This is a genomic window from Corynebacterium kefirresidentii (assembly GCF_016599755.1).
Classification (GTDB): domain Bacteria; phylum Actinomycetota; class Actinomycetes; order Mycobacteriales; family Mycobacteriaceae; genus Corynebacterium; species Corynebacterium kefirresidentii.
Window position 1 is genome coordinate 933,457 of record NZ_CP067012.1, and the last position, 26,133, is coordinate 959,589.

Genomic DNA, 26,133 nt, shown 5'->3' on the forward strand with positions numbered 1-26,133 from the left:
ATGATGGATAACAATTCGCAGTCCGTGGCAGTGGAGCAGACCACTGCGGCGGCTAAGAAGACCCGCCGTCGCCGCAAGGCGAAGCGCACCATTGCCGGTGGCTTCGCTTTGGCGATTGGCCTGTCCGGTGCGGGCGTCTTGGCTTCTGCCTTGACCCCAGACGCACAGGTCGCCACGGCGGAAAAAGATGACCAAGCCCTCGTTCAGGAGGGCAAGGACATCTATGACACCGCTTGTATCACTTGCCACGGTGCCAATCTGCAGGGCATCGAAGGCCGCGGTCCCTCCCTCGTTGGCATCGGCGCTGGTTCTGTGTACTTCCAAGTACACTCTGGCCGTATGCCGATGATGTCTAACGATGCGCAGGCAGAGCGCAAGGCTCCGCGTTACACCGAGCAGCAGACTCTGGCATTGGCTGCATACGTAGCAGCCAATGGTGGCGGCGCAGACATCGTTTACAACGATGACGGAAGCGTTGCCCAGGAATCCCTGCGTGGTGCTAACTACAATGGCGAAATCCAAGCAGAAGACGTAGCGAAGGGCTCTGAGCTCTTCCGCATGAACTGTGCATCTTGCCACAACTTCACCGGCCAGGGTGGCGCGCTGTCCTCCGGTAAGTTCGCTCCTGAGCTTGCCCCGGCAAGCGAGCAGGAGATTTACCAGGCAATGCTGACCGGCCCGCAGAACATGCCTAAGTTCTCCGACCGCCAGCTGACTGCAGACGAGAAGAAGGACATCATTGCCTACCTCAAGTCTGCAAAGGAAACTCCTTCCCCAGCAGGTTGGGACCTTGGTAGCCTCGGCCCCGTAGCGGAAGGCCTGGCAATGTGGATTATCGGCATTAGCGCCCTGTGCGCCGCCGCTATGTGGATTGGATCGCGCTCATGAGCAATGTAAAGAAGAATTACACTAATGCTGAGCTCGATAAGATGAGCAACGATGAACTCGCTGCTCTAGGTACCGAGCTCGATGATGTCACCGTAGCGTTCCGCAAGGAGCGCTTCCCGGTTGAAGGCGACCCGGCTGAAAAGCGTGCGGGCCGCAACGTCGCCATCTGGCTTTTCCTGTCTGTCATCGGCGGGCTGGGATTCCTCGGCGTTTACCTGTTCTGGCCGTGGCAGTACAAGCAGCTAGGGGAGGAGGGCCACATTTGGCACACCCTCTACACTCCTTTGCTGGGTATTACCGCCGCACTCGCAATTTGTGCGTTGGGTATCGCCATTGTTCAGTACGTTAAGAAGATCCTCCCAGAGGAGATTTCCGTACAGCGTCGCCATGACGGTCCTTCCGAAGAGGTTGACCGTCGTACCTTGACCGCGTTGCTGAATGATTCTTGGAAGACTTCCACCCTTGGTCGCCGTAAGACCGTTCAGGGGCTGTTGGGCGGAGCCGGCGTTCTGTTCGGCCTGACTGTGGTTGCACCGCTGGGCGGCGCAATCAAGAACCCATGGAAGGTTCGCCACAACCTGAACTACGCCGGTGACGGAACTCTGTGGACCTCCGGCTGGACCCTTCATAATGAAGGTGTCAAGCTTTACCTGGCCCGCGACACCGGTACCATCGCTGAGAAGCACTCCGGTGAAACCGGCGAGCACTACAGCACCAAGGGCGTTACCCGCCTGGTTCGCGTGCGTCCGGAGGATCTGGCAGCAGGCGGTATGGAGACCGTCTTCCCGCTGGCAGAAGAAGACGTCAACGATGGCGATAAGTACGATGCCGAGCGCGATGTCTACGAGCACCACATGCACTCAATTCACGGCAACCGCAACGCCGTGATGTTGATCCGACTGCGTCACAACGATGCGCAGAAGGCCATCGAGCGCGAAGGTCAAGAAGACTTCCACCACGGCGACTACTACGCCTACTCCAAGATCTGTACTCACATCGGTTGCCCGACCTCTCTCTATGAGGCTCAGACCAACCGAATCCTGTGTCCATGCCACCAGTCGCAGTTCGACGCTTTGCACTACGGCAAGCCGGTCTTCGGTCCTGCAGCCCGTGCACTGCCACAGCTGCCTATCACGGTGGACGACGAGGGCTACCTCGTTGCACAGGGCAACTTCATTGAGCCTGTCGGCCCGGCATTCTGGGAGCGTAAGTCATAATGAGCAATAAACTCGCCCAAATGGGCAACAATATGGATGAGCGTTATAGCGCCGCCGGTGTGCTGAGGACTCAGCTGAACAAGGTCTTCCCGACCCACTGGTCCTTCATGCTCGGTGAGATGGCGCTGTACAGCTTCATCATTCTTGTACTGACCGGTATCTACTTGGCGTTGTTCTTCGACCCTTCCATTACGAAGGTCATTTACGACGGCACCTACGCACCGTTGAACGGTGTGGAAATGTCTCGCGCTTACGCCACTGCGCTGGACATCTCTTTTGAGGTTCGTGGCGGTCTGTTTGTGCGCCAGATGCACCACTGGGCAGCCCTGCTGTTCATGATGTCCATGGTGGCTCACATGCTCCGCATCTTCTTCACCGGCGCATTCCGCCGTCCACGTGAAGCAAACTGGATCATCGGCTGCGCACTCATCTTGCTGGGCATGATCGAGGGCTTCCTCGGTTACTCCCTGCCGGATGACCTGCTTTCCGGTGTTGGTCTGCGAATCATGTCCGCCATCATCCTCGGCCTGCCTATTATCGGTACCTGGCTGCACTGGGCAATCTTCAGCGGTGACTTCCCGTCTGACCTGATGCTGGATCGTTTCTACATCCTGCACGTTCTGGTCATTCCGGGCATCATCCTCGGCCTGATTGCTGCCCACCTGATTATGGTTTGGTTCCAGAAACACACCCAGTTCCCCGGACCAGGCCGTGCCGAGAACAACGTCGTTGGTGTCCGCATTATGCCGGTCTTTGCTACCAAGGCAATTGGCATGGGCATGATGGTCGCCGGCGTACTTGCTCTGATGTCTGGTCTGCTGACCATCAACGCCATCTGGACGCTTGGACCATACAACCCGTCCCAGGTCTCCGCCGGTTCTCAGCCGGATATCTACATGCTGTGGACTGATGGTGTTGCCCGTGTCATGCCAGCTTGGGAGCTCTACATTGGCAACTACACCATTCCTTCCGCGTTCTGGGTTGCTCTGCTGTGTGGTCTGATGGTCGTACTGCTTATGGCATATCCATTCTTGGAGAAGAAGTTCACCGGTGACGATGCACACCACAACCTATTGCAGCGTCCGCGCGATGTTCCTACCCGTTCCGCTATCGGCGCAGCCGCCATCGTATTCTTCTTGCTGGTCACGCTGTCCGGTGGTAACGACCACGTAGCGCACTTCTTCCAGATTTCGCTCAACGCGATGACCTGGGTTGGTCGTATCGGCTTGATCATCTTGCCTCCGATTGCATACTTCATGACCTACCGCATCTGCGTTGGTCTGCAGCGCTCCGACCGTGAGGTTCTGGAGCACGGTATCGAGACCGGCGTTATCAAGCAGATGCCGAATGGTGCCTTCATTGAGGTTCACCAGCCGCTCGGCCCGGTTGATGCCGATGGTCACCCAGTTCCCCTCGAGTACGCAGGTGCTCAGGTTCCAAAGCAGCTCAACCAGCTCGGCTTGGCGGATTCCGAGACTCAGGGCACCTTTAGCCCTGACGATGAGGCGCTCATGCACCGCGTCCATGAAATCCACTCGGATAACCACGATGAGGAAGCGGAGATGTTCCGTCGCCTCAACGAGGCTAACCGCCGCGAGGACGAGGAAAACGGCCGCATCTAAGCCCTTTTCCTGAGGATTACTCGAAACACGCTCATAGACCCACCCTGCTCCTGCTGAAGGAGCAAGGGTGGGTTTTGCGTTTTGCTGGCCCAATACTTCTCTAGGTGCTGTTGTTATTGAGGTGTAATGCCGAAGCGCAGAAAGAGTACTGGAATGGAGCCCCTGCGCGGTGAGCGGCCTTGGAGCATGGAGGAGCAATGTTTAGACGATAAACGCGTGAGAAGTCCATGGAGTTCCTCGGCAGGCGTTCATAGCCGGGCTTGTTGTTTTCGTTTGGCGTTGTCCCTACGGGCAGTCAGGCTTCGATGCTGCTTCTTGTAGGGGCTTTCTCAAGTTCCTTGTAGTTACGCCCTATTTTCTAGTCTCGCGGTGACCTTCACTATGGGTTTCGGTTAAAGATCTGTACGCGGCGAGAGGCCGATACTGCTCGGCTATGTAGGGAGGTTCGACTGTCGTGAAGGGGCTACAGTGCGGTGGAGTAGAAGGGGTTAACTTACGGCTAAATAGGGCCATCAAATGTGTTAGTGGCTAAAGTCACAAATTAGAACTTGCTTAATTGTTGAGTGTCAGCATTGTGAACATACGGCTTTGAGCGGTGTGGTCTGAGCTTTGATATTTATGCAGGTAGTAGGTTTATAAGTTCTGCTAGCGGTGAACTTATTTCGTTCTATGGGTGATAAGTCTCGTCTAGGTCAAGGGAAGGTAACGAACCGATAACAAAGCAAAATTGGGTAGTGCGAATGGACATCGGTTGTAATGATTTCGTAACCTATTCGAGACATTGAGTTACCGCCCGAAAGGTGCTCAATCTAAACAGAAGAATTACAGCGCCGCATCTGGCTCCTCCTACTGAGGGGCCGAGTGGAGGAAATCCTAAAGGAACGGATTTCCAACGAACGCTAGTCCCCCAGGGTCAGAGCTTCTCTTAGTAGAGAAGTAGGCGCGCAGGAAGATTTGGAGTTTTTCTCATGGCACAGCACCGTCGTCAGGGCATTAAGAACACCCGTCGAATCGCATCTACCGCAGCACTGGCTGCCACCGCAGCTGTCGTTGCGCCAGGCGTAGCGCAGGCGGCAGAGGTCGTCGTACCTAATACTGACTACCGCTTCGAGGTAGCAGGTCTGGAAAACGTCCCGAATATTGACCAGGTCCCGAACATTGACCGCTACGTTCCGTCTTTGGGCCAGGTTTCTGACCAGCAGAACACCAACTACGCAGCCGCCGGCCACAAGCAGGCAGCTCCGGCACAGCAGACCGTTGGTCAGAAGGCGCTGGCAGCAGCTCGCTCCGTTATCGGCTCCCCGTACGTTTACGGCGCTGCAGGCCCGAACGCCTTCGATTGCTCCGGCCTGACCAGCTGGGCATACGCTCAGGCTGGCAAGCAGATTCCGCGTACCTCTCAGGCACAGGCCTCCGGTGGTACTCCGGTTTCGCTGGATCAGCTGCAGCCGGGTGACATCATCGCTTACTACGGTGGTGCTTCCCACGTCGGCATCTACACCGGCCACGGCACCATCATTGACGCTTTGAACTCCGGTGTTCCGGTTCAGGAGCGCGACATGAACTACATGCCGATTCACTCCGCTGTCCGCTTCTAATAGGTTGCGGATAGAGCCCTTCCTTCCATGGGAGGGCTTTGTTGTGCATTAGGGGGTAAAACCCGCTATAATCGATGCGATTTTTAAATTCCTCTTAGTCTAAGGGTCCTTACGTGTCTAAACGAGTACTTCCCGTAGCTGCAATCGTGGCAGCTCTTGCTGTGTCGTCGGTTTCTGGGATTTCGCAGGTAGTTGCGCAGGAAGCGGCGCCGCAACAGGAAAACGCCACGGAAGATATGGACGCGTTGGTGGAGCGCGTTGGCGAGGTTGCGCGCAAGGTTTCCGCCAAGAATGAAGAAGTAAAAGAGCTAGAAATCAAGCTCGAGGAAAAACAGGCGGAAGTCTCTGATTCTGAGAGCGCAGCCGCTGAGGCGCAAACTCGGGCGGATGAGGCGAAGGGTGACGTGACCGCGCAGCAGAGCCGCGTCGATGACCTCGCTCAGTCGCGCTACCGCGGCGATTCTCGCTCCGCTGTATCGGGAGCGCTGGCTGCAGAAAATCCTTCCGATGCAGTTGAGCGCATGGGTTACCTCGGCGCGCTTTCCCGCCAGGCGCAGCGCACCCTTGATGCAAAGGCGAGCGCCGCTTCGACGGCGGAGGGAGAAAAGCACAAGGCTACTGAAGCCGCTACTAAGGTACGCGAGGAAAAGAAGGCGCTAGAAGAGCAGCGCGAGAAGCTCCTCAAGGAAAAGGAGGAGCTGGAAAAGCAGCAAGAGGACATCGAGAAGCAGGTAGACGCCCTCGATGAGCAACAGCGTCAGGCCTGGGAAGGGCAGTTCGGCGGTACCGATAAGCCTGATATGGATTTGGGCGAGGTTGCTGATGGTGCCGCTTCCGCTGCTCTGTCGAAGCTGGGTGCACCTTATGGCTGGGGCGCTGCAGGCCCAGATCAATTTGATTGCTCTGGGCTGATGTTCTGGGCGTATCAGCAGATTGGCAAGTCGATTCCACGTACGTCGCAGGCTCAGATTGCTGGCGGCACCTCGGTACCGCTAGAGGACCTGCAGCCGGGCGATATTGTGGGTTATTACCCTGGTGTCACTCACGTGGGTATGTACATCGGTAATGGGCAGGTGGTCCATGCCTCTACCTATGGCGTGCCTGTTCAGGTGGTGCCGTTGAAGTCCATGCCGATTACCGGAACGGCGCGGTACTAAGTGGCCCGCGTTCTGCTGGTAACCAATGATTTCCCGCCCAAGATCGGCGGGATTCAGTCTTACCTCCGGGATTTTTTAGCAACCTTAGATCCGCGCGGCGTCGTGGTATTTGCCTCGACTCAGGAGTCGCCGGCGGAATTCGATGCCGCGGTGGACTACAAGGTTATCCGTTGGCCTCGCCGAGTGATGCTGCCGACGCCGGCCACGGTGCGCCGCATGCAGGAGATTATCCGCGCCGAGGGCATTGACATCGTGTGGTTCGGTGCAGCTGCGCCCCTTGCCTTGATGGGCAAGGCCGCTAAAGAGGCAGGAGCCACCCGTGTGGTTGCTACAACCCACGGACACGAGGTGGGGTGGTCGATGCTGCCCGTCGCCAGGCAGTGCCTGCGCCGCATTGGTGATCACGCCGACGTCATTACTTATATCTCTGAATACACCCTGCGTCGGTTGCGCCGAGCATTTGGGCCGAATCCGCGGTGGGAGCATTTGCCTTCCGGCGTGAGTGTAGAAGGACTTTTCCCGGCCACACCGGAGCAACGTGCAGCTGCAAAGGCTGAGTTCGGTGTCAGCGGGCCGACTATCGTGTGCATATCGCGGTTCGTACCCCGCAAAGGCCAGGATCAGCTCCTACGCGCCATGCCCTTAGTACGTGGAGAATTCCCCGATACGCAGCTACTTCTTATCGGGCGCGGGCGCTATCGCCGGGCCTTAGAGGAACTGGCGGATATCTACTGCCCGGATGCAGTGATTCAAGAAGCAGAGAGCATTGAGACTGCCTTGCACGCGGCGGATATCTTTGCCATGCCGGCGCGCACTCGCGGCGGCGGTCTGGATGTTGAGGGCCTAGGCATTGTCTACTTGGAGGCCCAAGCGTGCGGCCTGCCGGTTATTGCCGGAAACTCCGGCGGAGCACCGGAGACAATGACGGAGGATACCGGAGTCGTCGTCAATGGCTCATCGGTGCAGGAACTGGCAGAGGCAGTAAAGGCTCTTTTGGCTGATCCGCAGCGTAGGCTCAGCATGGGGCAAGCGGGGCGTCGCCATGTAGAAGCTCATTGGACCTGGCGGATTATGGGCCAGCGATTGCGTCGGCTGATGTCCTGATGTGACCCTAACCAGGTTGTCGGTATATTCTGTTATGCATGCTTAAGAACAACTCCGCCGATCTCACTATCGGCTTTGACGTCGGTGGCACCAACGTGCGCGGTGGAGTGATCACTCGGGAAGGGGAAATTCTCGCGAGCCGTACCGTTCCCACTTCTATGGACGTCGAGCAACTGGAAGCGGACATAGTGGGTATCGTCGAGGAACTGCGCGCTGAATATACAGTGGATGCGGTTGGCCTCGCATTGGCGGGATTTCTGGATCCTTCGTGCGAAGTAGTGCGCTTTGCCCCGCATCTTCCATGGCGGAAAGCCCACGTGCAGGAGTCGCTTTCGCGCAAGCTAGACATGCACGTGCGCTTGGAGCATGATGCAAATTCTGCTGCGTGGGGAGAATGGCGCTTTGGTGCTGGTCGTGGCGCGGAAGATTGGGTCTTTTTTGCAGTGGGAACCGGAATCGGCGCCACGCTGATGACGCATGACACCATTTACCGCGGTGCGTTCGGCACCGCACCAGAGTTTGGGCATATCGTGGTGTCTCCTAATGGGCGGCAGTGCTCGTGTGGCAAGCGTGGCTGTTTGGAGCGTTATGCCTCCGGGACTGCCTTGCCGGATACCTGCGCCGATCTGCGTGAACATTATGAGACTTCGTTGCCGGCGGAGCCTACAGGTAAAGAAATTACCCAGGCAGCGCGTAGGGGAGACCCGCTTGCTGTAGCGGTGATGGAAGACTTCAGCCGGTGGCTAGGTCAAGGCCTGTCCATTGTGGCCGATGTCCTCGATCCAGAGCTCATAGTGCTTGGCGGCGGCGTATCTCAAGACGCGGACTTGTACCTCGAAGGGGCCACCAAAGCCATGGGGCAAGATATTGTCGGGGCAGGGCATCGCCCCCTCGCACGTGTTGCCACCGCGGAATTGGGGTCTGCAGCGGGTATGATTGGCGTAGCCGATTTGGCCCGTAGCGGCCGTTAGAACGAACAAAGGACGACCTGGCGATGAAAAACAAGTGGTACTGGGCTTTTAAGTACATATTCTTCGGACCTGTCCTGCGCGTATGGAATCGCCCGTGGACCGAGGGAATTGAAAACATCCCAGCGGAAGGGCCCGCGATTTTGGTCTCGAATCACCAAGCTGTGATGGATTCTTTCTTCTTTCCTTTGGTATGCCCTCGCCAGATTACCTTTCCAGCTAAGTCGGAATATTTCACCACCCCTGGGTTCGTCGGTAGCTTGCAGAAGTGGTTTTTTACTTCGGTAGGCCAAGTCCCCATCGAGCGCGATAGTGAAGACGCTGGCGATGCCATTGTGCAAACCGCAGAAAGCATCTTGTCCCGCGGGGGCCTTTTCGGTATTTACCCGGAAGGCACCCGTTCTCCGGATGGTCGCGTTTATAAGGGCCGCACCGGCATGGCGCGCATTGCGATGGAGACTAACCAACCGGTTTTCCCCATTGCGATGATCAACACGCGCAAAGCTAATCCCATTGGCTCGTGGATTCCTCGCCCCTTCAAGGTCGGCGTGCGGGTGGGCGACGCCATCTGGCCGCATGAGTGGGCCAAAGAGCGCGGTATGAATCCAAAAGAGCATGAGACGATCCGTGCCTTTACTGATTTTGTGATGCGCAATTTGGCCGAGATGAGCGATAAGCCTTATGTTGATGTGTACGCCTCCGATGTGAAGGCTTCACTCAAAGCTGGCCATGGTTACCCCGCCGGCGCAGAATACAAGGGGAGGTAATCACTATTCCCAAGGCCCGCTTAGCCTGGCCAGATACCGCTAAAGGCGTATCCATTATCGGCGTCGTGCTGCTGCACGTCACGCTGGTAGTTCCAGAAGGTGAGCTAACGTGGTTGGCTGCCCTAAACGTATGGCTGGACCCGCTCCGCCTACCCTTGTTCTTTCTCGTATCCGGCTATTTCTCTACCAAGATTTTTCGCTATTCTTTTAGCGAGCTATTTACTCGACGCCTGTGGTTTTTCCTCGTTCCCTATACGGTGTGGATGACCGTTGAACTATGGACCAAGCGCATCGAATATCACTGGGTTTTCGGTGATCCCTATCTCCAGGTTACTGAGCTACTGTATAACCTGCTTTTGGGGCACACGATGGCTTGGTTTATTCACTCGCTCATTTTGTTCAATATATTTTTGTGGGCCGTGCGCAAGCTGCCAGCGTGGGCGGGCATAGGACTAAGTTTTGCACCGCTGCTTTTTATAGCCTGGCAGGACCACTATTTTTTCATCGGCAAGGCAATTATGTTCTTGCCCATTTTCGTGGGGGCGGCCTATTTGCGTGGACCAATTACGCGGTTTGCCGACGCCGCCGAAGCACCCTTCAAGGGCAACTTCCACACAGGATCGCTATGGGTATATTGTGCGGCCATCATTAGCTACATCACGGGACTGTCCCTCCGCCAAACCTGGAATGCTATCGAAGGTGACGTAGCTGTGCAGTGGCCATTGCCAGGTGGGGACGTCCTCGGCCGGGGCGATTTAGATCTCTTGATTCGCTTTGCAGAGCAAACGCTCGAAACCCCAGCGGGCATCGTCGGTGCGGTCATCATCAGCCATATTCCGGCGCTTTCCACCTTCGTAAAATTTGTCGGCCGGCACACGTTGCCCATTTACTTGGCCCACCCCATCGGCATGACGGTGGGATTCGGGTTCTTCATGGCCCACCGTGACTACGCGGTGAGCCTGGCCGGCGCGTGGCCCATGGAAAATACCTGGTTCTGGATTGGCGCCTGCTTTTTCTACTCGGCAGCGGCCTCGGTGGCACTTTGGGCGCTGGGCAAGGTACCTATCCTTGGGTGGACGCTGGTTCCACCGCGGATTGATAAGCGCCGGCCCGTCGTAGAGCCAATGGTAGCGAACAAAGAACCAGCAGGGCAGTAACGATGGCGTAATCATTGCCCACGATGTGCTGCCACCAGGCCCAGCTTAGCTCTTGGTCATTGGCATGAGGCACGAGCCAGTGCCCGCGAGCCAGAAGCGCCAGCCACGTTAGTGCGGCAAGCCCCCAGTGGCGACGGGCCACCAGAAGCACTCCCGCCAAAACGAGCCAGGTAAAGTGGTGCGACCACGACACCGGCGAGCACAGCAGCGAAACTGATGCGGCCAGAAGCATGAGCACCGCTTGGTTCTCCTGTGAGAGACGCTCCATGGTAAACCAGACGAGGGCAATGACGAGGAGAACAGCTACGAGCCATAGCTTTTCGGCGTGTTCTGGGGCTAGGCGGCTGAAGAATCCGCGCAGAGATTGGTTGGAGCTATAGGCAAGGCCGCCAATGCGGTTGGAATCGCGCAACGTATCGCTCCAGTACTGGATGGAACTATGCGGATTGCAAGCAAAGGCAAGGAGACCCGCGGCTAGGAAGGCGCCTAGCGCGCTGAAAAATGCGCGCCATTCCCTGCGGACAAAGAACACGGCGAGGAATACTGCGGGGGTGAGCTTGATAGCCATTGCAATACCGGTCAGCACGCCGCGGCCACGGCTGGGGCTAAGCCAGAGGATATCCACCACCACTAGTGCGGTCAGCAAGATATTGACCTGCCCGAAGCTAAAGGTCTCCGTGATCGGCTCAGTAAGCATTGCGGCCAAAAGCGCCCAACCTGCCCAGCCAGGGCAGCGCAAAGCACGCAGAACGAGGGCTACGCAGCCCCAAAGCGCAGCAAAGGAAGCGATAGATATGAGGATGCTTGCGGCGGTGAGGGGAATCCAGCTCAATGGGACAAAAAGCAGCGCCGCAAACGGCGGGTAGGTAAAGGGGAGAGAGACATCGCGATTGCTGCCGACTAGGTAATCTTTGGCATATAAATCGCTGCCAAAGCCGGCACCGCCTTCGCGGTAAACGTCGAGGTCAATGTGGTAGTAGGTGGAGAAATGGCCGGAGAAAAGCTCCGGAATATCAATCAGCCACCAAAGGGCCACGAGGGCAGATAGGCACAAGGGAAATGCAGTAAACCACACAGACTTCTTCACGCCAGAAGTGTACAACTGTCTCTTTAAGGGGCCAATTTACCGCCCCGGATAAGGCGACGCTAGGCTTGGGAGACGTGCGCTACTTCTATGACACCGAATTTATCGAAGATGGACAGACCATTGAATTGGTCTCCATCGGCATCGTCGGTGAGAATGGCAGCGAGTACTACGCTGTGTCTACGGATTTTGATCCGGCAAAGGCCAATTCTTGGGTAAAAGACAATGTATTAGCCAAGTTGCCCAGCCCCCGGGATCCAGTGTGGAAACCTTTGGAGACCATCCGCACGGAGGTCTTTGAATTCCTGACCCAAAGTTCCACTCCGATAGAGCTGTGGGCGTGGGTGGGAGCCTACGATCACGTGGTATTGGCGCAGTTGTGGGGAGATATGGCCGGGCTGCCTAGGCGGATGCCGCGCTATACCCGCGAGCTCAAGCAGTACTGGGAGTTTGCAGGACGACCAAGCTTGCCCGCCGTGCCAAAGGGCAATCATGATGCGCTTGTCGACGCCCGCCATAACCTTGCCAAGTTCCGTGTCTGCGCCCAGGTGCTTCCGCTCTCTAAGGGCAATAGAATCAATATCTAGAATTTAACTAACGCGCTATAGGTCCTTAATGGTTAAATAGCAGTGTGAGTTGGACAGTAGATATTCCGCAAGGCGTTCTCCCGGACCTTCCACCATTGCCTGAGGGCATCGAGGAAGTCTTCCAAGACGTCATCAAGCGTGATGCAAAGCAGCAGCCAAGCTGGGATCCCTCCCAGGCCAATAACGTGCGCAAAATTCTCGAATCCGTGCCTCCTATCGTGGTTGCGCCCGAGATTGAAGCGCTCAAGAAGAAGCTGGCAGACGTTGCCCTAGGCAAGGCTTTTTTGCTGCAAGGCGGCGACTGTGCAGAAACGTTTGAGTCAAATACCGAGCCGCATATCCGCGGCAATGTGAAAACGCTGCTGCAGATGGCCGTGGTGTTGACCTATGGTGCCTCGGTTCCCGTGGTGAAACTGGGCCGCATCGCCGGCCAGTACGCCAAGCCGCGTTCCTCTGATACGGATTCTAACGGTCTGTTGAACTACCGCGGTGACATTGTCAATGGCGTGGAGCCAAGCGAGGAGGCGCGCCGTCACGACCCCGCCCGCATGATCCGCGCCTACGCAAACTCTTCGGCGGCAATGAACCTGGTACGTTCGCTAACCTCGTCTGGAACTGCGGATCTCTACCGCCTGCATGAGTGGAACCGTGAGTTCGTGCGTAAATCTCGCGCTGGTGCCCGCTACCAGGACCTAGCCCGTGAGATCGAAAACGGACTGAACTTTATGAATGCCTGCGGCGTGCACGATGACACCTTGCGCTCTGCCGATATCTACTGCTCGCACGAAGCATTGCTGAAGGACTACGAGCGCTCCATGCTGCGCTTGGGCTTGGATAATAACGGCGATACCAAGCTCTACGATCTTTCTGCGCACCAAGTATGGATTGGTGAGCGCACTCGAGGTATCGAGGATTTCCACGTGAATTTTGCGGCGATGATTGGCAACCCAGTGGGCATCAAGCTGGGGCCAGGGGTAACCCCAGAGCAGGCCGTGGAGTACGCAGAAAGGCTCGACCCGAACCGCGAACCTGGTCGCCTGACCATGATTTCGCGCATGGGCCACGATAAGGTCCGCAGCGTTCTACCTGCCATCGTGAAGGCAGTGGAAGACTCAGGCCACAAGGTGGTTTGGCAGTCCGATCCGATGCACGGCAATACCTTTACCGCATCCAACGGTTATAAGACTCGCCACTTTGACAAGATTGTGGACGAGGTTCAAGGATTCTTTGAGGTCCACCGTGAACTGGGCACCCATCCGGGTGGAGTGCACCTCGAGTTCACCGGTGAGGACGTCACTGAATGCCTGGGCGGTGCCGAGGACATCACCGACGTGGACCTGCCGGGCCGCTATGAGTCTGCCGTAGATCCGCGCTTGAATACACAGCAATCGCTAGAGCTGTCCTTCCTCATTGCGGAGATGCTGCGTAACTAAATCCACAGGTTCGGCGTCATGCCATAAAGCGAAGAACCGAACCACCACCCGCCGATCGCCACCGCGCCAACAGCAATCGCTACCACTAGTAGGAAAAGAACTAGTGAAAGCGGATTGCGGTTGGTCAGCGGACGCTCGGCGGGTTCTTCTTGTGCGCTGTGGACCGGTTGCTCAGGGACAGACGCCGGCACCGGTGGTGGCGCAGATGCAGCTGCCGGGGCAAACGGTTCGAGGGGGGACTCGGCCGTGGAATATGGCTGCGGTTGTGGCTGCGGCCCTGGAGCGGCCTCCGCCTGAGGCATATCCAGTTTTGTTTCAAAACTAAGGCGCTGCGGCGGGATGACTTCTGTCGGGCCACCGTCAAGATGCTCCGTTTCGTCCTGCGAGATGCTGCGAGTGGGCTCAAAGATCTCGGTGGCTCCTGTGCCAGAAAAATCCGTAGGAGCCTGTGCCGTGCGCGCTGCCGCAGCGTTCCTTGGCACGGGGATGGTCACGTCTGGGAGATCGAGCTCTCGGCAGACGTCATCGAGTGCCTCGAGAAACTCGCCGGCGTCGGAGAAGCGCTCACGGGGATCACGGGCGGTGGCGGTGGCCACGAGGGCGTCGACAAGCTTGGGCACACCAGAGATACGCGACGACGGCGCGGGGACGTCGGAATTTAAGCGGGCCGTGGCATGCGCCATGGGAGTATCGCCAGAGAAGGGAACGGTGCCGGTAAGCAGCTCGAAGAGGACGATACCGGCTGAATATACATCCGAGGCTGGGGTAATTTCCTCACCTGTTACTTGCTCTGGCGCAAGGTAGGACACGGTGCCCACAATCATGTTTGTCGTGGCTTCGGCATTGGTGGCGCGCACCAGCCCAAAATCGCCCACCTTTACTCGGTGGTGGGAGGTAATAAGCACATTATCGGGTTTGATGTCGCGGTGGATGAGCCCGGTGGAATGCACCTCCTCTAGGCCGCGGAGAACATTGCGCAGGGTAGAGGTGGCCGCCTGCACTGGGAAGGGGCCGCCTTCGGCCAGAAGCTCGCGCAGCGTACCGCCATCGATGAGTTCCATGATGAGGTAGATGGGCTCACCATCGGCCGAAAAATCGTGAATAGCCACGAGGTTGGGATGCTGCAAACGAGCCATGGCGCGGGCCTCGCGCGAAAAGCGCTTGATAAAGACTGGGTCATCGGAATAGCGCTCGTCCATGACCTTGGCCGCTACCGCTCGCCCAAGCCGCATGTCCACGCAACGATAGACGGTAGACATGCCACCGCGGGCAATGGGGCGATCGATGCGGTAACGGTTTTCCAGCACGTCACCAATTTCCAACCTAGTCATGCTTCCCAGTATGGCTGATCCTCTAGCCCGCGTTAAAGTAGAGAACGTGACTAATGCAGAAAAATCCCTAGATACCTTGCTCGCTAACGAAGAACTGCTCAGCATGCAGCAAGTAGCAGAAAAGCTAGACTTGCCCATTACGCGCGCCTATGACCTGCTGCAGGACCGAAAGTTCATCGCCTGGGATTCCCCAGAAGGAAAGCGGGTGCCGCTGGCCTTCTTCAATGATAAAGGTGTCATTGCCAAGCATGTGACCGCGGCGATTACCGTATTGACCGACGGCGGCTATAAGGACACCGAAATCTTCAAGCACCTCTTTACTGAGGATGATTCACTGCCGGGCCGCCCCATCGATGCCTTGCATGGTCACCTCGCCCGCGAGGTTATCCGGCGTGCTCAGGCTGCCGCTTTTTAGGCACGCCTTCAAATATCCACTGAATGGCAAACCATGCCACCACGATCATCCCGATGACCCAGAACCAGTTGTAGAGCTGGTGATTGCCATCGCCGGAGAAGGAGACGCCGATAAACAGGGCCACGCCGGAGGCGAATTTAATAAGCCATAATGGCGGCCGGAACGTGCCCATCAGGGTAAAGATGGAGGCGTAATACCACGGCAAGGTCACGGCATTGAAGACAAAGGCGACCTGGTAGGCGGCTGCGGTGCCCATGACAGCGTCACGGTCGTCCTTGCGGCATAGCCACCACACCGCCACCAGTCCGATGAGCATGCAGACCATTGCGATGCTGCGCAAGACAGCCAGGATGGCGTTATAGGAAGCATCCGGCATAAAGATTTGCACGGCGGGGAAGATTACATCAGTGGCTAGGGTTGGCCCCGCAAGCGGGTTGATCACCTTGGAATTGCCGCTTACCTGAGACAACCAGCCCCAAGACGTTCCCGAAATCCATGTGATGAGGGCTACCGCAGCGATGATTTCTACCAGCGCAGTTAGGCCAGAAAGCACAAAGACGAATAGCGACCGCCACTTGCTAGAGCCTTTGGGCGCGTAGTAGTGAAGCATCATCCATACAATGAAAGGTGCCGCAATGACGGCAGTGGCCTTCATCGCCACTGCCGTGCCTACGAGGAGGAGGGCGGCGTGGAAATGCCTGTTCAAAGCTGCTAGCAGCCCGATAGATACGAGACCCACCATGAGAGATTCATTGTGCATGCCGCCGATGAGGTGCAAGATAATGACTGGGTTTGCCACGCCGAGCCACAAAGCTACCGCCGGATCAGCGCCGAGTTTCGAAGCGATGCGGGGGATAGACCAAGCGATGGTGATAAAACCTAATAGGGAAAGAACCTTATACGCGGCGACACCTGCGGTGACGTTGTCACCCACCAAGCCGGTGACCAATTCACCTATCCATAAATGAAGGGGGCCATAGGGCGTGGTGGTATTGCGCCAGTCCTGGGAAACCTCAAGAAGGAAGGGGCCTGGATTGACAGCAGCACCTTCGGTATAAGGATCGAAGCCGTCGCGGACCATTGCGCCCTGCATGAGATAGGAATACACATCGCGCGAAGCCAGGGGACCGGCAAATACAAGGGGAGTGACCCAGGCAAAGAGGATGCGCTGGATATCGCGTAAGCCGCCCTTGGGGCGAGGGTTAGTAAGCTGCGGGCGAATAATGGTGCGCCCAGCGAGTACCCAAGCCGCAGCTAAGAGGAAAATGCCCACCCAGTACAGCGCAAGACCGAGATTGCGCCCGTGACCATAAGACAAGAAGCCAATATTTAGCGCCTCAAGGAGCCCGCCGCGGTTCCGGGTAGCGCCGCCGGAGAATGAGGCAAACAGCAAAATACAGGATGCCGATAATCCCAGTGGTAGCGCGCGCGGAATGGGAAAGGAGTACGTCTTTGACACGGCAAAAACCTACTTGTGGCGAGCCGTGGCCTTGATTGCCAACTGCTCTAGGGTTTCGGTTACCGCGGGATCTACTCGTGCGGCGCGCAGGTGCTGCAAACCGGATTGCGTCAGTGATGCGATGCGGCGCTCAATCTCTTCCGGTGCGCCCGAATCAGCGATAATCTGCGCTAAGCGCGATAGCTCCTGGGGATCTGAGGTGTGACCGATGAGCTTGCGTAGGGTGGCCGCAGCCTGCGGGTCGGATTCATCCGCGCGACGAAGCGCTAGCGCCAAAAGCTCGGTGCGTTTTCCTTCGCGCAGATCATCACCGGCAGGTTTGCCGGTTACGGCGGGATCGCCAAAGACACCCAATTGATCGTCGCGCAACTGGTAGGCAATGCCGATATCTTGCCCGTAGCCGCGGAAGGCTGCGATAAGTTCTTCGCTAGCACCGGCAATCGAGGCGCCCAAGTGCAATGGGCGTTCAATGGTATAGGCGGCCGTTTTATAGCGGTTGACGGAATTGGCAAGCTCTACGGATTCGGAACCGGCCGCCTCCAAAGAGATATCTAAAAGTTGTCCGCCAATGACTTCAGTTCGCATGCCGCGCCACGGGCTGCGAGCTCGGTGTAAAGCTGCCGCACTAAGACCGGAGTCCTGGAACATGTCCTCCGCATACACCAGCGCTAGATCGCCGACCAAGATTGCTACGGACGTGCCAAAAAATTCTGGGTCCCCCAAGTATCCCGACTCGCGGTGCAGCTTTTCGACGCCTCGGTGCACCGTAGGATTGCCGCGCCGGGTATTTGAAGCATCGATAATGTCATCATGGATGAGCGCACATGCCTGGATAAATTCCAGGGAAGCGGCCGCACGGAGCATGGCCTCCGGGTCTTCTTCTCCGCGACCAGCAGCGAGGTATCCTGCCCAGGCATAGGTGGGGCGCACCCGCTTGCCGCCGTCAAGCACGAAGGATTCCAAAAAGCTCACGGCCTTAGTTACAGGGGCACCAATTGCGGCCACCTGCTCTCGGCGTTGATCAAGAAAGGCAGCGAGTTCTTCGCGTACCGCACCGGGAATGTCCGCCAGCTCAGGAATATTTTGCATAGTCACATCCCACACGATACCGCCTAGAGCACTTAAGAAATAACAGAGGTTTACAGCGGCAGCCTAGCGCCCAAGATGGCAAAAGGGCGGGCATCGGCGGGGTAGAGGTGATTGCGGAGGACATCGAAAAAACCGGCGGACCTATAGAGGCGGAAGGCACCGTTGTCCTCGTTTGGTACTTCAGGCGTGGACAATAGGGCATAACGCGCCGGGGCATTCCATAACAATCCCTCTAAGAGCTTTTTACCCAGGCCGTGTCCCTGGTATTGCGGCAATACGTGGATCTCCGCCAATTCGTAGTAGTTGCGTACGATGTCCCACTGCTCTTCAGTGGGACCGCCTTGCAAACGTAGCCCGCGACGAAGCTCAGCGTCCCACCAGCTATCCGGAGAACCTAGAAACCCATAGGACACCCCAACGATGCCGTCGTCCTGGGTGGCTATCTGCGCGCTGAATCCAGGGCGCGTCAAGTCACGTCGCCAGCTGGAGATGCGGCTGTGCACGATGGCGGGGTTGTAGTTCATTGCCTCGATATGGATTTCAACCAATTGAGGGGCCAGTAAGGAAAACTCCGGCGGGGTTAGGCGGCGAATTTCAAAGCTCACAGTATCTATGACACCAGAAGTCTGGCCCAGAGGCGGACAGTGGGGCGAACTCTGTCTTTCGGACGCGGTGTTAAAAAGTCGAACAATCGGCCTTATAGAACCTTGTGCGCAGGGTATACCCTTGTCTAATTCGAACAGGTGCACTATTCTTAAGGGTGAAATGTCCGGCGGCTTCCTTAGGGTCAATGGGCAAAACCAACGACGTTATTTATTTAGTTAAGGACAAAGGCAATGGCACAGATTATTTCGGCAACGCGTACCCGTTCTAATGGCCGGGCGGGCGGCAAGCGAGCGCGGTTCCTCTTTCAGGCTCGAGAATTATTGGATGCCGCACGCGGTTATGCGGCTGAAGGGCGGTTCGATCAAGCTTTAGAGGTGGCGTACCAATCGGCCCTTCGCACCGCGGGGGCGCGGGTAGCTGCATCGGCGGTGGCTCGACGTCGCCGCCTCCCCTCTAGCGCATGGGACCGGCTAGCGCTCGTAGGTGTGGAGGAAAAGCGGTGGGCTGAATCTTTTAAGGGCTATTCGCGTACCCGCGCTCGCGTAGCGTCGGGCTTGGATGAAGTCCCGGGCGGGGATTTTGTCTACGGTCTTATGCAGCGTGCTGCACAGTTCTTGGATGAAAGTGAGTTAGAGACTTCTTTTGGCTCTTTTGCTGCGTAGTCACTGCGTGGGGGCGCTCACTACCTTTTAGGGAACATACTGATTATTCTGGGCGTTAGTATAAGTAGAACTATTGCCGCCCGAAGCCCAAACCCTAGTTGGAGGAACAGTGTCTCTTTCTGAACAGGAGCAGCGTACGCTCCGTGAAATTGAGGAATCGTTACTTGCTGATGATCCTAAGTTTGGCGCTTCCGTTTCTGAGCCTGCGTCGTTCGGTGGCTCTGGCGGCGCGGTAACCCTGCGTGGCGTAGCACTCGTTGTTGTCGGTCTATGCATGCTCATTGGCGGTGTTGCCCTCGCACAACAGAGCCTGTGGTTTATTGCGCTTTCCATTGCGGGCTTTTTAGTGATGTTTGCCGCTGGTGTGTGGATGCTGCGCGGTGATGGCTCCGGCTATTCGGTGGAGAAGCGTGATTCTGGTGTCCGTGCAAAGAAGTCTGCCGCCCGTAGGGGTGGAGTCAGCGATAAGCTGGAGGAAAACTTCCGCCGCCGTTTTGAGGGGCGTTAGCGCTTTTCATTTTCAAGCTCACCCCGGTCGACCCAGTAAAGGTTGACCGGGGATTTTTGTATCCAACCAAAATTCCCCACTTTGCCCCACCGGAGAAGCGTTCGGTGGGCTGTTGTGGGGTAGCTTTCCCGTTAGTCCAGTCAAAACGCCTTGATAACACAGGATATGGGGGAGGTGAGGGAATCGGGGCGCATTATATTGGTGTTGCGGGTGGTGCGTAAGGGGTGGCTGTAGTGGGCTGTCAAGGTCTTTTAGGGGATTTCTTCCCACTGAAGAAACCGCTATCTAGCTGCGGGAAATTGTGGACTAACTGAAAGACACGCGGCAATAAGTGGGTTAGGTGGGGGAAAGTGGGGTAGAGTGGGGCGCAGCGGAGGAAAGAGGGGCTTCAACGTCTCGATTCTGAAGTGAGAGAATCCGGAGTTTTCGAGTAAGGAAGGTGGATGCCGGGATGTTTCTCGGAACCTACACTCCGAAGCTCGATGACAAAGGACGTCTTACGCTTCCGGCAAAGTTTCGCGATGAACTCGCGGGTGGCCTTATGGTCACCAAGGGGCAGGACCACTCGTTGGCCGTGTACCCACGGGAGGAGTTTGCGGCACGAGCACGGAAGGCAGCGGCGGTTTCTCGAACCAACCCAGAAGCACGCGCTTTCATTCGCAACTTGGCAGCAAGTGCGGACGAACAGCGACCGGACGGGCATGGTCGAATCACGTTGTCCGCGGGGCATCGGGAGTACGCGAACCTGTCCAAGGAATGCGTTGTGGTTGGCTCTGTGGACTTTCTCGAAATTTGGGACGCGGCCGCGTGGGCCGAGTACCAGTCGCAAACTGAAGATGCTTATTCGGCCGCAGATGCCGATGACGTACTGGCGGGCTTGCTCTAAGCCTGCACAAGAGTGCGTGTAAGGACTCTGTCCGAGGCGGATGATTCTGGTGTACTTCCCCGATATCAGAAACCTGCCTCGGACAGGGCCCTATACGCACTCGCATGCTTTCCACCACTGGAAGTCCGGGATTCGAAGAAAGGGGGTTGCGGGGAGACATGGCTATTGAAAACCTAAATTATGACGTGGCTGATAATCACGGCCATGTGCCTGTCATGCGCGAGCGCATGGCCGATCTCCTGCGCCCCCAAGTAGAAACGGCGGGGGATAATGCCGTGCTTGTTGACGCCACCTTGGGCGCCGGCGGCCACACCCGCTATTTTCTAGAAGCTTTCCCCAATGTCCGAGTGATTGGCGTAGACCGCGATCAGCAGGCGCTGCGCAACGCAACCGAACGTCTAGCTCCTTATGGCGATCGCTTCATTGGCGTCAACGCTCGCTTTGATGAGTTGGGCAGTGCCATTGCGGAAGGCGAGGGCTATAACTTTGATCTGGCCCGCAGCGTTGGCCTTGCGGGAGCCCTCTTTGACCTTGGCGTTTCTTCGATGCAGCTCGATCAGGCGGATCGCGGATTCGCGTACAAGACGGATGCACCGCTGGATATGCGTATGGATCCCTCGCAGGGGATTACTGCGGCGGATGTGCTCAACACCTATTCGCACGGTGATTTGGCTCGGATCCTCAAGACCTATGGCGATGAGCGTTTTGCCGGGAAAATTGCCTCGGCTGTACTGAAGGAGCGCGGTAAGGAGCCTTTCACTAACTCCGCGCGCTTAGTTGAGCTGCTTTACGACGCCATTCCGGCCGCGACCCGGCGTACAGGGGGACACCCCGCGAAGCGCACCTTTCAAGCCTTGCGCGTCGAGGTCAACCGCGAGTTGGAGGCTATCGAAAATGTGCTGCCGGTTACTACCCAAGCACTATCGGTAGGAGGCCGTGCCGTATTTATGAGTTACCAGTCCTTGGAAGACCGCATCGTGAAGGCGGCCTTTAAAGAATTGACCACGTCCACAACTCCGGCCGGACTGCCAATGGACCTTCCTGGCACCGCGCCGAAATTCACAATCGTGACGCGAGGCGCGGAAAAGGCCTCCGAAGAGGAGATTGCAGAAAATTCCCGGGCCGCGTCGGTGCGTGTTCGTGCCATCGAAAGGCTCGAGGGAATGCCAGAATTTCTACCGCCGGGAGGCAGGCCATGAGCACAATCCCACGTCGAAACCACCTAAAGACTGACAGCCGCGACAGAGAGGCCACTCGCACCATGGGCGCCAGCCGAGACTTCACCACCGGAATCGATACCGGAGCCCCGACGGCGCTGCGTGAGCGTCCCAGCACGAAGCGTGCCCCGAGCCGCACCCGGGTTCCGCACCGCAGCCGCAGCACGAACCGCCTGGGATCGAAGCAGGTTGTTAGCTTCCGCGGCCGGCAGCTGCAGCCGCAGACTAAGAAGAGCGGGCTGTTTGCCCGCCTGTCTGTCATCGCGCTTACGCTTCTCATCGTCGGCGTAGCTGTGGCAATGTGGCTGTCCGGTTTGTCTACCAAGCAAACCTTTGCCATCCAACAGCTCACCGTTCAGGATTCCCAACTGGATAACCAGATTGAAACCCTCAACCGTGATGCAGAAAATCTCAGCTCTTCTGCAGACATCGCGCGCCGTGCGGATGAAATGGGCATGGCCATTCCTAAGCAGCCAGGTATTGCGGAAGTCGGCGGCGATGGAAAGATCGTCGATAAGCGCGAAGGCACCCCGGATACGGAAAAGCTTATTGACGTAAACGGAGAACCTATCCGCCCCAGCCAAGCTTCCAGCGACCCGAAGGATACTGAAGGCCTCTCGGATTCCTTAAACGCCGTGCCGCAAGGCCAACAGCGCACCACCCGCGGCGGTGATGCCGGGAATACCGGCGCCGCGCAGGATGACGCGCGCCCCAACCTTCCCGCACGTGCGCCGTACGCCAGCCGCGCCGAGTAGTCGGAGTAGCTAGGAAAGAATATTCGGTGAAAATGATGATGCTCGCGCGTGGTGGCGCGGGCATTCTGACTTTTGTAGGGCACAATCAATACACGCAAGAAATTGTGGCGGAAATAGGGAAGGTGACATTGGACTGTGACTACGCCAAGTAGGGCTAGGCGCCGCCCGCGCCGCACCACCAGCTCCGCGGTGCCGCAAAAGAAGCTGATGCGCAAGCGTCTGCGCATTATCGTCTCCGTGGTGCTCGTGGCTATGGTTGTCCTTGTCGGCCGACTAGCCTGGGTGCAGCTCGTATGGGGTCCGGACCTTTCCGCCAAGGCCGTAACTCAGCGCGAGCGCGTCTATATTGAGCCGGCCCGTAGGGGAGAGATTTTAGACCGCGACGGCCAGCGCTTGGCTTATACGATGAAGTCTCGGTCCTTGACCGTCTCACCTACTCGTCTGCGCGATGAGCTAAAAGACAAGGCCGAAATCGAGGCCCAGAATGACGGCTCGACTGAGGGCATGGACGATAAGAAGCTCGATAGCTTCCTCAACCAGAAAATGGAGGAGACCCTCAAAGACATGGCGGAGGGAATCCCGAAGATGATTGAGGATTCGGGAGCTTCGACCTCCAAGGTGGAAAAGGAAGACATTCTTAATAAGCTCAAGGCCGATACCCAATACGAGGTATTGGTGCGCAATGTCGATCCGGATGTAGCCGTAGAGATTTCCAATAAGTACCACGGAGTAGCAGCGGACCGGCAAGACATTCGCCAGTACCCCAATGGCGCTATTGGGGAGAATGTCGTGGGCAAGGTATCCATGGATGGCCATGGCCAATTTGGCTTCGAGGCCGCGCGCGATACGGAACTAACCGGCATTGACGGCCAGTCAACCGAGGACGTATCCGCGGATGGCCAGGTTATTCCGGGCACGCTCCGTGATGTCGTTGATACCGTTGATGGCCGCGATGTCACCCTCACCCTCGATTTGGATCTGCAGACTTATGTGCAGCAAAAGCTGGAGAAGGCCAAGGCCAATTCCAAGGCTTCTGGCGCGGAGGCTGTGGTCCTTGATGCTGCGACCGGCCAAGTCCTCGCCATGGCCAATACCGATACCGTAGATCCCAACAAGAATATTGAGGATCAGCTCGATGAGGGCAAAGACTTTGAAAACCACAGCGTCTCGCACCCTTATGAGCCAGGCTCTGTAGCCAAGGTGGTTACCGCCGCTGCCGCATTGCAAGAGGGAGTGACCACCCCGGACGAGGTGCACCAGGTTCCGGGATCCATCGATATGGCGGGTGTGACCGTTAACGATGCGTGGCAGCACGGCACCGAGCCCTATACAACGACCGGCATCTTTGGTAAATCCTCCAATGTGGGCACCTTGATGCTTGCCGATAAATTGGGCCAAGAAAAATACGCGAAGTACTTGGAAAAGTTTGGTTTGGGTAATACCACCGGCGTAGAACTACCGAATGAATCTGCCGGTAGCGTGCCGGACCTGGAGCAATGGTCCGGCGGCACCTTCGCCAACCTGCCCATTGGTCAGGGCCAGTCCTGGACCACCTTGCAGATGGCGAGCGTGTACCAAACATTGGCAAATGGCGGCGAGCGCATCGAGCCGCGCATCATTGACTCTGTGAAGGGGCCAGACGGCAAGGAAGAAAAGCTGGAGGAGCCAAAAAAGACCCAGGTGATAAGCCCTGAAACCGCCAAGACAACGGTGGATATGTTCCGGGCCGTCTTCCAAGACGATGACGCTGGCCTGCAAAATGGCACGGCCGGTAATGCGCAACTCAAGGGTTATCAGCTCTCCGGCAAGACTGGTACAGCTCAAAAGGTCGATCCGAATACCGGGGCCTATTCGAACTCCGCCTATTGGATCACCTTTGCCGGTATCGCACCGGCCGATGATCCGCGCTTCGTCGTTGCCGTCATGTTGGATGAACCCAAATCCGGTGTGGAGGACAATGGAGGCGGCGGCCAATCGGCAGCGCCGATTTTCCGAGACATCGCCTCCTGGCTGCTCAACCGTGACAATATTCCGACTTCGAAACCAGCACCGCGGCTGACCCTGCGGGCACAATAGGAGCTTAGTATGACCGTTTCATTGGATACTCTCGCCCAGCTTTCTGGCGGGCGCGTCATTGGTGATGCCTCCGTGGAGGTCTCCGCGTGCGGGCTGGATTCTTCCCGTCTGCCTGAGGGCGCGCTTTTTGCCGCCCTGCCGGGCACACGTGCACACGGCGCGCAGTTCGCCCGCGATACTAAGGCTGCGGCTGTGCTTACCGACGCCGCCGGACTCGACCTGCTCAGCCGGGCCCAAGAAACCCGCCCCATTGTGGTGGTGGACGATATTCGTGCCGTGCTCGGTCCGATTTCCGCTGAAATTTATGGCCACCCCACCCGGGAACTGACGGTCATTGGCGTCACCGGTACCTCCGGCAAGACCACCACGAGCTACCTGCTTGAAGCTGGTCTGCTCCATGCTGGGCATTCCGTGGGGCTTATCGGTACCACCGGTACTCGTATTAACCGCACCCCGGTTCCTACCTCGCTTACTACTCCCGAGGCACCTACCTTGCAAGAGCTATTCGCGCGCATGAAAAGCGAGGGCGTCACCCACGTGGTGATGGAGGTATCTTCGCATGCACTGGAGTTGGGACGCGTGCGCGGAACCCGGTTTGCCGTGGGCGGGTTTACGAATTTAAGCCAGGATCACCTGGATTTTCACCCCACCATGGAGGACTACTTTGAAGCTAAGGCCAAGCTCTTTGCTGGGGAACAGGCGGCCGAGCAGGCTGTAATCTGCCTCGATGATGAGTGGGGCGGGCGCATGCGCGGCGTCGCCGAGAGCGCTGGCCACCCCGTAACCACGGTGGCCACTCAGGGGGCTGCGGCCACGATTTCTGCGCACCAAACCGCCACCGAGGCTACCGGCGCCCAAGAGGTCGCCTTGAACTATGACGGTGCCGATTTCTCCTTCCGGTTGCCACTGCCTGGCGAGTTCAATATCGCCAATGCCTGTTTGGCGCTGGGCATGGCCGTAGCGGTAGGAGAGGAGCCGGCGGAGTTCCTCTCGGGCGTGGAAAAGGTCGCTGTTCCCGGCCGTATGGAGCGCATCGACCGCGGCCAAGACTTTGTGGCCGTGGTGGACTATGCCCATAAGCCGGCAGCTATCGCCGCGGTGCTTGATACTCTGCGCGGCCAACTAGAAGGAACCAAGGGGCGCGTCGGCATCGTCGTCGGCGCCGGCGGAGACCGTGATAGCTCAAAACGCCCCATCATGGGCGCTGCCGCGGCCACCCGCGCTGACCTCACTGTGGTCACCGATGACAACCCACGCTCTGAGGACCCTGCCACTATTCGTGCTGCGGTGGTGGACGGTGCACGCGAAGCCGCGCCCCAGGGCGATATTCGTGAGGTAGGTTCTCGTGCCCGTGCCATCGATGAAGTCGTTGACTGGGCCGAGCCAGGCGATGCCGTCATCGTCGTCGGCAAGGGCCACGAGGTGGGCCAACTTGTTAACGGGAAAACCTTGCACTTTGATGACCGCGAAGAAATGGCACGCGCCATCGAGAAGAAACTGGCCGGAACCCTACAGCGCGATACCCTTAGGGATGCGAAGGAGTAGTC

Annotated in this window: 24 protein-coding genes; 19 read left to right on the forward strand and 5 right to left on the reverse strand. The window is 57.5% G+C overall.

Annotation, left to right across the window (positions count from 1 at the left end):
• From qcrC to I6I12_RS04620, 9 genes are all read left to right on the forward strand, one after another.
• Entirely contained in the window at window positions 1–888 is an 888-nt protein-coding gene (gene qcrC, locus I6I12_RS04580) for a cytochrome bc1 complex diheme cytochrome c subunit (protein WP_049361051.1), read from the forward strand.
• On the forward strand, window positions 885–2,105 hold the full coding sequence (qcrA, locus tag I6I12_RS04585; RefSeq protein WP_200288856.1) for a cytochrome bc1 complex Rieske iron-sulfur subunit: 1,221 nt from the start codon (window positions 885–887) through the stop codon (window positions 2,103–2,105). The genes qcrC and qcrA overlap by 4 nt, the downstream gene beginning before the upstream one ends.
• A complete protein-coding gene (gene qcrB, locus I6I12_RS04590; protein WP_023021177.1) occupies window positions 2,105–3,727 on the forward strand; it encodes a cytochrome bc1 complex cytochrome b subunit in 1,623 nt (540 codons plus the stop codon). The genes qcrA and qcrB overlap by 1 nt, the downstream gene beginning before the upstream one ends.
• Window positions 3,728–4,695: 968 nt before the next feature.
• Window positions 4,696–5,325 (forward strand): C40 family peptidase, encoded by a 630-nt coding sequence (locus I6I12_RS04595; RefSeq protein WP_200288857.1) that lies wholly within the window; start codon window positions 4,696–4,698, stop codon window positions 5,323–5,325.
• A 113-nt stretch (window positions 5,326–5,438) separates the two neighbouring features.
• On the forward strand, window positions 5,439–6,482 hold the full coding sequence (locus I6I12_RS04600) for a C40 family peptidase (protein ID WP_200288858.1): 1,044 nt from the start codon (window positions 5,439–5,441) through the stop codon (window positions 6,480–6,482).
• Window positions 6,483–7,586 (forward strand): glycosyltransferase family 4 protein, encoded by a 1,104-nt coding sequence (locus I6I12_RS04605; RefSeq protein WP_023021180.1) that lies wholly within the window; start codon window positions 6,483–6,485, stop codon window positions 7,584–7,586. It abuts the gene before it with no gap.
• A gap of 38 nt (window positions 7,587–7,624) precedes the next feature.
• On the forward strand, window positions 7,625–8,557 hold the full coding sequence (locus tag I6I12_RS04610; protein ID WP_023021181.1) for an ROK family protein: 933 nt from the start codon (window positions 7,625–7,627) through the stop codon (window positions 8,555–8,557).
• Between the two features lie 23 nt (window positions 8,558–8,580).
• Window positions 8,581–9,321, forward strand: coding sequence for a lysophospholipid acyltransferase family protein (locus I6I12_RS04615; protein WP_200288859.1), 741 nt, complete (start codon window positions 8,581–8,583; stop codon window positions 9,319–9,321).
• A gap of 65 nt (window positions 9,322–9,386) precedes the next feature.
• Entirely contained in the window at window positions 9,387–10,478 is a 1,092-nt protein-coding gene (locus tag I6I12_RS04620) for a hypothetical protein (RefSeq protein WP_023021183.1), read from the forward strand.
• Here the strand turns inward: I6I12_RS04620 and I6I12_RS04625 are convergent.
• Entirely contained in the window at window positions 10,384–11,565 is a 1,182-nt protein-coding gene (locus I6I12_RS04625) for a glycosyltransferase 87 family protein (RefSeq protein WP_023021184.1), read from the reverse strand. The genes I6I12_RS04620 and I6I12_RS04625 overlap by 95 nt on opposite strands.
• Before the next feature lie 74 nt (window positions 11,566–11,639).
• Between I6I12_RS04625 and I6I12_RS04630 the strand changes: the two genes are divergently transcribed.
• Both I6I12_RS04630 and I6I12_RS04635 read left to right on the forward strand, forming a co-directional pair.
• Window positions 11,640–12,149, forward strand: coding sequence for a polyadenylate-specific 3'-exoribonuclease AS (locus tag I6I12_RS04630; RefSeq protein ID WP_023021185.1), 510 nt, complete (start codon window positions 11,640–11,642; stop codon window positions 12,147–12,149).
• 44 nt (window positions 12,150–12,193) lie between these two features.
• Window positions 12,194–13,582 carry a class II 3-deoxy-7-phosphoheptulonate synthase gene (locus I6I12_RS04635; protein WP_023021186.1) on the forward strand — a complete coding sequence of 463 codons (1,389 nt, stop codon included), beginning with the start codon at window positions 12,194–12,196 and terminating at the stop codon, window positions 13,580–13,582.
• Here the strand turns inward: I6I12_RS04635 and I6I12_RS04640 are convergent.
• Window positions 13,579–14,913, reverse strand: a complete 1,335-nt coding sequence (locus I6I12_RS04640) for a protein kinase domain-containing protein (RefSeq protein WP_023021187.1) — start codon at window positions 14,911–14,913, stop codon at window positions 13,579–13,581. The genes I6I12_RS04635 and I6I12_RS04640 overlap by 4 nt on opposite strands.
• 10 nt (window positions 14,914–14,923) lie before the next feature.
• On the opposite strand from I6I12_RS04640, the gene I6I12_RS04645 reads away from it, so the two are divergent.
• Window positions 14,924–15,328 carry an Rv2175c family DNA-binding protein gene (locus I6I12_RS04645; protein ID WP_023021188.1) on the forward strand — a complete coding sequence of 135 codons (405 nt, stop codon included), beginning with the start codon at window positions 14,924–14,926 and terminating at the stop codon, window positions 15,326–15,328.
• Here I6I12_RS04645 and I6I12_RS04650 read toward each other — a convergent pair.
• Genes I6I12_RS04650 through I6I12_RS04660 form a run of 3 tightly spaced genes read right to left on the reverse strand, consistent with a single transcriptional unit; the run spans window position 15,297 to window position 18,481 of the window.
• Window positions 15,297–16,787, reverse strand: a complete 1,491-nt coding sequence (locus I6I12_RS04650) for an alpha-(1->6)-mannopyranosyltransferase A (protein ID WP_023021189.1) — start codon at window positions 16,785–16,787, stop codon at window positions 15,297–15,299. The genes I6I12_RS04645 and I6I12_RS04650 overlap by 32 nt on opposite strands.
• A gap of 9 nt (window positions 16,788–16,796) precedes the next feature.
• Complete coding sequence (locus I6I12_RS04655) at window positions 16,797–17,876, reverse strand: polyprenyl synthetase family protein (RefSeq protein ID WP_034655886.1); 1,080 nt, start codon at window positions 17,874–17,876, stop codon at window positions 16,797–16,799.
• A 50-nt stretch (window positions 17,877–17,926) separates the two neighbouring features.
• Window positions 17,927–18,481 carry a GNAT family N-acetyltransferase gene (locus tag I6I12_RS04660; RefSeq protein WP_023021191.1) on the reverse strand — a complete coding sequence of 185 codons (555 nt, stop codon included), beginning with the start codon at window positions 18,479–18,481 and terminating at the stop codon, window positions 17,927–17,929.
• Window positions 18,482–18,712: 231 nt separating this feature from the next.
• Between I6I12_RS04660 and I6I12_RS04665 the strand changes: the two genes are divergently transcribed.
• The 7 genes from I6I12_RS04665 (at window position 18,713) to I6I12_RS04695 (ending at window position 26,131) form a co-directional block, all read left to right on the forward strand.
• Window positions 18,713–19,144 (forward strand): SAV_6107 family HEPN domain-containing protein, encoded by a 432-nt coding sequence (locus tag I6I12_RS04665; RefSeq protein WP_200288860.1) that lies wholly within the window; start codon window positions 18,713–18,715, stop codon window positions 19,142–19,144.
• 109 nt (window positions 19,145–19,253) lie between these two features.
• Window positions 19,254–19,652 carry a DUF3040 domain-containing protein gene (locus tag I6I12_RS04670; RefSeq protein ID WP_023021193.1) on the forward strand — a complete coding sequence of 133 codons (399 nt, stop codon included), beginning with the start codon at window positions 19,254–19,256 and terminating at the stop codon, window positions 19,650–19,652.
• A 451-nt stretch (window positions 19,653–20,103) separates the two neighbouring features.
• Window positions 20,104–20,538 (forward strand): division/cell wall cluster transcriptional repressor MraZ, encoded by a 435-nt coding sequence (gene mraZ / locus I6I12_RS04675; RefSeq protein ID WP_005324499.1) that lies wholly within the window; start codon window positions 20,104–20,106, stop codon window positions 20,536–20,538.
• Window positions 20,539–20,696: 158 nt separating this feature from the next.
• Entirely contained in the window at window positions 20,697–21,737 is a 1,041-nt protein-coding gene (gene rsmH / locus I6I12_RS04680; RefSeq protein WP_432417961.1) for a 16S rRNA (cytosine(1402)-N(4))-methyltransferase RsmH, read from the forward strand.
• Window positions 21,734–22,510: a cell division protein FtsL gene (ftsL, locus tag I6I12_RS04685; RefSeq protein ID WP_200288861.1), complete on the forward strand. Its 777-nt coding sequence runs from the start codon at window positions 21,734–21,736 to the stop codon at window positions 22,508–22,510. Before rsmH ends, ftsL begins: the two co-directional genes overlap by 4 nt.
• Before the next feature lie 207 nt (window positions 22,511–22,717).
• Window positions 22,718–24,586: a peptidoglycan D,D-transpeptidase FtsI family protein gene (locus I6I12_RS04690; protein WP_034655422.1), complete on the forward strand. Its 1,869-nt coding sequence runs from the start codon at window positions 22,718–22,720 to the stop codon at window positions 24,584–24,586.
• A gap of 9 nt (window positions 24,587–24,595) precedes the next feature.
• Entirely contained in the window at window positions 24,596–26,131 is a 1,536-nt protein-coding gene (locus I6I12_RS04695) for a UDP-N-acetylmuramoyl-L-alanyl-D-glutamate--2,6-diaminopimelate ligase (RefSeq protein ID WP_200288862.1), read from the forward strand.
• The last annotated feature ends 2 nt before the right edge of the window (window positions 26,132–26,133 follow it).